Raw genomic sequence first — 6,338 nt, forward strand, 5'->3', positions numbered from 1 at the left:
GACGAGTTCTCGAACTCCAGCGAGCGGGCTTCAACCAACATGCAGACCCAACTGGAAGAAACCGATCAGGTGGCCACGGCCATCAATGAGCTCTCGGCCTCTGCAAGTGAGGTGGCGCAGCGCGCGGCCCGGGTCAGTGAGGTGACGCACCAGGTGGCAGCGGATGCCGACCAGTCAGGCCAGCGCGTTGCCCGCTCCGCGCAGAGATCCGAGCAGGTCAACGAATACATGGGTGCTACCCGGGAGCGCATCAGCCAGTTGGCAGAACTGACCGATGAGATTGGTACCGTACTGGACGTGATTCGCAATATCGCCGAGCAAACCAACCTTTTGGCTTTGAACGCAGCCATCGAGGCCGCGCGTGCTGGTGAGCAGGGCCGTGGCTTTGCTGTAGTTGCTGACGAAGTGCGCTCGCTGGCCACCCGGTCCGCGGAATCGACCGACCTGATCAGTGATGTCATCGACCGGCTGCGAGGCGCTGCCAACGAGGCCATCAATGCTTCCGAGAGTGCCTCTGAACTGGCCTCCCAGAACAAGAACAGTGCGCTCGAGGTCAATCAGGAAATCCAGGACATGGTCAGCCAGATTCAGGATCTGACCAACATGATCTCTGAAATCGCCGAAAACGCCCGCGAGCAGGAAGGGGTTACCGAGTCTGTGAGCAGCAGTGTGACCCGGATCAATGACCTGGCGCGCGACAATGCGGAGTTCGGGGAAGTGATTGCGCGCAATGGCGAAACCATCCGGCATGCGGTCATGAAGACTCGCGAGCAGGTGGATCAATTCAAAATCTGACCTGAACAAGCCTGCGTATACTCTGGCTCAATGATTATTCAGGTGAGTCAGGTGTCAGTAGGTCCTACAAGCAGGGTTCGCAGTGGTCGCATCGGAAGATTGGGCCAATTGGGTCGTTTGGCGGGTGGAATCGCCGGCGGTGTATTGTCCGAAGGTTCTCGACGCTGGCGCCAAGGCCAGCGTCCGGCGCTCCGTGATCTGCTGCTGACGCCGGGCAACCTTGGCCGGATGGCCGATCAATTGTCGCAGATGCGCGGTGCCGCGATGAAAGTGGGGCAACTGCTGTCCATGGACACCGGGCAGGTTCTGCCTCCCGAGTTGTCGGACCTGCTGGCCCGCCTGCGCTCCGGGGCCAATGCCATGCCGCGCGAACAGCTTCGCACCGTATTGACCAAGGCCTGGGGCCCGGACTGGCAGCATCAGTTTGCCGAATTCAACTATCGCCCGCTGGCGGCCGCATCAATCGGCCAGGTTCACAAGGCCATCACCAAAGACGGCACTCATCTGGCTATCAAGGTGCAGTATCCCGGTGTGCGGCAGAGTATCGACAGCGATGTCGACAATGTGGCCTTTTTGTTGCGGTCCTTCGGTCTGCTGCCCAAGGGTCTGGACGTCCAGTCGCTGCTGACCGAAGCGAAAGCCCAGTTGCATCGCGAGGCGGATTACCAGCAGGAGGCCGCCGCCATGCAGGCCTATGGAGAGCGATTGACGGATGCGCAGGACTTCCTGATCCCGCAGGTCAATACAGCCCTGACGACTGATACCGCGCTGGCCATGCAGTTCATGTGCGGGGATACCATTGATACGCTGGTCGGTTCGCAACAGTCTCTGCGCAACCGAGTGACGGAGCAGCTTTTCATGCTGCTGTTCAGGGAACTGTTTGAGTGGCAGATGGTGCAGACAGACCCCAACTTTGCCAATTTCCTCTACGACAGCAGTTCGCGGAAAACCGTATTGCTGGACTTTGGTGCGGTGCGCGAGTACCCGGTCTCAGTCGCTGAGGGGTATCGACGATTGCTGCAGGCCGCGATAGACACTGACCGCGAGGCACTCAATGTGGCTGCGGAACAGATCGGCTACTTTTCCAAGGGCGTGTCAGCGACACAGCGCGCAGCCGTGCTGGACATTTTCCTCCTCGCTACTGAGCCTTTGCGCCACCCGGGTATCTACGACTTTTCCGGTTGTGACCTGGCAGGGCGTATCCGTGAAGCGGGCATGCGCCTGAGTTTTGAGCAGGAATACTGGCACTCACCGCCCATGGATGCCCTGTTCCTGCATCGGAAAGTCGCCGGTCTCTATCTGCTGGCGGTGCGTTTGCAGGCTCAGGTCGACATGCGCCCGCTCAGGCAGTGGCTGGCGGAGTCGGCAGAGATCGCCTGACTTGTGGTATAATGACAAAAACACGGCTGGTTCACTGTTATTTATGTAGTAGAATTACAGCCCGCTGACTTATACCGACCAAGGAGCCGTTTTACTCATGCGCAAAACAAAAATAGTCTGCACCGTCGGACCTGCCTCTGACAGCAAGGATGTTCTGACCGGCCTGGCCCGGGCAGGCATGGATGTCATGCGCCTCAATTTCTCGCACGGTGACTTTGCTGAGCACGGCGGCCGAATCGAATTGGTGCGCGAAGTCGCTGCCGAAACCGGTCGCAACATTGCTGTTCTGCTGGACACCAAAGGCCCGGAAATCCGTACCATGGAAGTGGCCGGTGGCAGCGTGATGCTGAAGACCGGTCAGACGTTTACATTGACCACCGATCAGAGCGTCAAGGGCGATGAGACCCGGGTTGCGGTCACTTATGAGCACCTGAATCGCGATCTGGCACCGGGCAATATCGTCCTGCTGGATGACGGCCTGCTAGAGCTGCGGGTGAAGGAAATCAAGGGCGGCGATGTGGTCTGTGAAGTGCTCAACAACGGCGAACTGGGCAACAAGAAAGGGGTCAACCTGCCGGGTGTCAGCGTCAGTCTGCCGGCGCTGTCCGAGAAAGATCGCAAGGATCTGGTGTTTGGCTGCGAACAGAATGTCGATTTTGTTGCCGCGTCGTTTATTCGCAAGGCCTCCGATGTGGAAGAAATTCGCGAGCACCTGCGTGTCAATGGTGGCGAGTCCATTCGCATTATTTCCAAAATCGAAAATCAGGAAGGCATCGACAATTTCGATGAAATCCTCAAGGCATCTGACGGCATCATGGTCGCACGTGGTGACCTGGGTGTTGAAATACCGGTAGAGAACGTCATTTTTGCGCAGAAACGGATGATCCGTAAGTGCAATCTGGCGCGCAAGCCGGTGATTACAGCCACCCAGTTGCTCGACTCCATGATCAAGAACCCGCGTCCGACCCGGGCTGAAGCCGGGGACGTTTCCAATGCCATTCTGGACGGTACCGACGCGGTCATGCTGTCCGGTGAGTCGGCCAAGGGCGACTATCCGGTCGAATCGGTGAAGATCATGGCGCAGATCTGCGAGCGCACCGACAGTGATATGGCGCAGTGGCGCCCGGATCATGTAGAGCACTTTACCGGTGACCTGGCTGTCACCGAATCAGTCTGTCGCTCTGCAGTGGACGTGGCGACCGTGCTTGAAGCGCGGGCAATTGTCGTGTCTTCGTTCTCTGGCAAATCGGTGCGTTCGGTGCGCAAGTATTTCCCCAAGGCCAATATGCTGGCGCTCACCACCGAGCCCAAGACGCTGCAGCAACTGTGTCTGACCAAGGGCGTTCAGTCGGAACTCGTGGAAGAGTTTGCCGATTCCGACACCCTGTTTGGCGAAGCCAAAAAGCGGGTAGTAGCGGCTGGTCTCGCAGGGCCGGGTGACAAGATCGTGATTGTCTCCGGTGCGCTGGTGGCCAAAGGTTCAACCAACAGCATCTCGGTGCATCGCCTCTGAACACAGAAAAAGGGCAGCCTGGGCTGCCCTGAAAGGTTGGGGTTCTTGCGTGATTTCAATCGGCAACGGTCACCGTTGATCAGTGGCCGCTTGCAAACTGCGCTTCTTCCGTAGAGCCCTTCATTGCCGTGACAGATGATGTGCCACCCTGAATCACGGTGGTCACGTCGTCGAAGTAGCCGGCGCCCACTTCCTGCTGATGTGAGGCAAAGGTATAGCCTCGCTCGGCAGCCGCGAATTCCGGTTCCTGAACCTTCTCCACATAGTGCTTCATGCCTTCGCCCTGTGCATAGTGCCAGGCGAGATCGAACATGTTGTACCACATGTTGTGAATACCGGCCAAAGTGATGAACTGGTAGCGATAGCCCATCTTCGACAACTCTTCCTGGAATTTGGCGATTGTCGCATCGTCCAGGTTCTTCTTCCAGTTGAACGACGGCGAGCAGTTGTAGGCCAGCAGCTTGTCCGGGTACTCGGCATGAATGGCCTCGGCAAACCGGCGCGCTTCGTCCAAGTCAGGCGTTGCTGTTTCGCACCAGATCAGGTCGGCATAGGGCGCATAGGCCAGACCGCGCGAGATGGCCTGTTCGATGCCGGCATGAACTCGATAGAAGCCTTCCGGTGTGCGTTCACCCTGAATGAAGGCCTGATCATACGGATCACAGTCGGAGGTGATCAGGTCAGCCGCATTGGCGTCTGTGCGGGCCAGAACAATGGTGGGCACGCCCATAACGTCGGCTGCCAGGCGCGCTGATACCAGCTTTTGCACAGCTTCCTGCGTCGGTACCAGGACCTTGCCACCCATGTGGCCACACTTCTTGACCGAAGCAAGCTGGTCTTCGAAGTGTACGCCGGCAGCGCCATTGCTGATCATGTTCTTCATCAGTTCGTAGGCGTTCAGCACGCCGCCAAACCCGGCTTCGGCGTCCGCAACAACGGGCAGGAAGTAGTCGATGGCGTCTTCTTCCTTCATCTTGCCATCGCAGATGCTCTTCCACTGGATCTCGTCGGCGCGCTTGAAGGTGTTGTTGATGCGGCGCACCACGGTGGGTACCGAATCATAGGCATACAGCGACTGGTCCGGGTACATGGTTTCGGAGCTGTTGTTGTCTGCCGCAACCTGCCAGCCTGACAGGTAAATGGCCTCGATGCCGGCCTTGGCCTGTTGCATGGCCTGACCACCGGTCAGTGCGCCCATACAGTTGACGTAGCCCTTCTTCGCCTGGCCCTTGTAGACCAGATCCCAGAGCTTTTCGGCGCCGCGACGGGCCAGGGTGTGTTCGGTCTGTACGCTGCCGCGCAGGCGCACCACATCTGCGGCGCTGTAGGGGCGTTCAACGCCTTTCCAGCGGGGATTCTCTGCCCAGTCTTTTTCCAGGCGCTTGATGTCGAGTTCGCGTTGAGTGCTTGTCATGTTGGGATGCCTCATCCTGTGGTCTTTCTGTTTATCGTTCTGCCGATAGGGGTCTGGCGTCCTGTCGAATTATTCTGGCAGGTCACTGGCCCCTTTCTGCCGGGATGCTTGCCACAGTACGCCTGGCCGGTTAGGGTCGGAAATTGTCCTTTGCTATGTTCGGTATAACGCCGATGAATATATCCCGCCACGACCTGAACCTGCTGGTATATCTGGACGTGTTGCTGCGCGAAAAGAATGTCACGCGCGCGGCCGACCGGCTGAGTATCAGTCAGCCGGCGATGAGCAATGGTCTGAAACGTCTGCGCGAGATGTTCAAGGATCCGCTGCTGGTCAGAACCTCCCGCGGCATGGAGCCGACAGCCCGCGCCTTGACGCTGCAACCGGTGATCCACGAGATTCTGATGCAGTTGGAGTCGACGCTGCAGACGGATGAGGCCTTTTCACCCGGCACAGAGTCTCGGGTGTTTCGGGTTATGGCCAGTGATTACGCGGCCACCACGCTGCTGCCCGAGCTGCTGAGTCGCATTCAGCAAAAGGCGCCCCGCCTGATTCTGGATATCATGACGCCCAGCGATGTCGACTTCCGCGATGTCGAGGACGGCCGTATCGACATGGCCATCAACATGTTTGATGACCTGCCGCTGTCGTTCTATCAGAAGAACCTCTGGCATGACCGTTTCTGCTGTGTGCTGCACTCGGGGCACCCAGCCGCCGAAAAGTTCGATATCCAGAGCTACCTGACATCCGACCATGTCTGGGTGAACAAGACCGGGTATGGCGTTGGGGTGGGAATCAATCTGGCGGATGTGCAGAACATGGGGTGGGTGGACCGCAGCCTGGAACAATTGGGCTACCGTCGCCACATCAAGCTGTTTGCGCGGGATTATCATGTGGCCATGCACATGGCGACCAGTGCCGGGCTGATTGCCACGGTGCCGGTGCGTATTGCCGAGCTCTATCGCAATTGGCCGGAACTCACCATTCTGCGGCCGCCGTTCAAGATTCCGGATGTCGAATTGAAGATGGTCTGGAGCCCGCTGCTGCACCACGACCGGGCGCACGTGTGGATGCGTCAGCAGGTCACGGAGGCGGTGGAGAGCCTGCGGGCGGAGTAGGTTGCGACTGGGAATGCGGCAATTCAAGTGCCGAGAAAACCGCCTGATGGCGGGGTATGCTGCCCGCAGACACGCAAAAAACGTCATCCCTGACAGCTCGACTCCGCAGATTATCAGG

5 protein-coding genes are annotated in these 6,338 nt (G+C 58.4%); 4 read left to right on the plus strand and 1 reads right to left on the minus strand.

Going from position 1 to position 6,338, the window contains the following annotated elements; all coding sequences use genetic code 11:
- The 3 genes from LAT62_RS15555 to pykF form a co-directional block, all read left to right on the plus strand.
- A partial coding sequence (locus LAT62_RS15555; RefSeq protein ID WP_293386011.1) for a methyl-accepting chemotaxis protein occupies positions 1-795 on the plus strand: 795 nt, incomplete at its 5' end.
- A 108-nt stretch (positions 796-903) separates the two neighbouring features.
- Positions 904-2,175 (plus strand): AarF/ABC1/UbiB kinase family protein, encoded by a 1,272-nt coding sequence (locus tag LAT62_RS15560; RefSeq protein ID WP_293386013.1) that lies wholly within the window; start codon positions 904-906, stop codon positions 2,173-2,175.
- 97 nt (positions 2,176-2,272) lie between these two features.
- Complete coding sequence (gene pykF, locus LAT62_RS15565) at positions 2,273-3,688, plus strand: pyruvate kinase PykF (protein ID WP_293386015.1); 1,416 nt, start codon at positions 2,273-2,275, stop codon at positions 3,686-3,688.
- Between the two features lie 79 nt (positions 3,689-3,767).
- On the opposite strand, the gene aceA is transcribed toward pykF, so the two are convergent.
- On the minus strand, positions 3,768-5,102 hold the full coding sequence (gene aceA, locus LAT62_RS15570; protein ID WP_293386017.1) for an isocitrate lyase: 1,335 nt from the start codon (positions 5,100-5,102) through the stop codon (positions 3,768-3,770).
- Between the two features lie 173 nt (positions 5,103-5,275).
- Between aceA and LAT62_RS15575 the strand changes: the two genes are divergently transcribed.
- The gene (locus LAT62_RS15575; protein ID WP_293386019.1) at positions 5,276-6,220 is read left to right on the plus strand and encodes a LysR family transcriptional regulator; all 945 of its coding nucleotides are present in this window, start codon (positions 5,276-5,278) and stop codon (positions 6,218-6,220) included.
- Positions 6,221-6,338 lie beyond the last annotated feature (118 nt).

Source organism: Natronospirillum sp. (genome assembly GCF_022565775.1).
Lineage (GTDB): Bacteria > Pseudomonadota > Gammaproteobacteria > Pseudomonadales > Natronospirillaceae > Natronospirillum.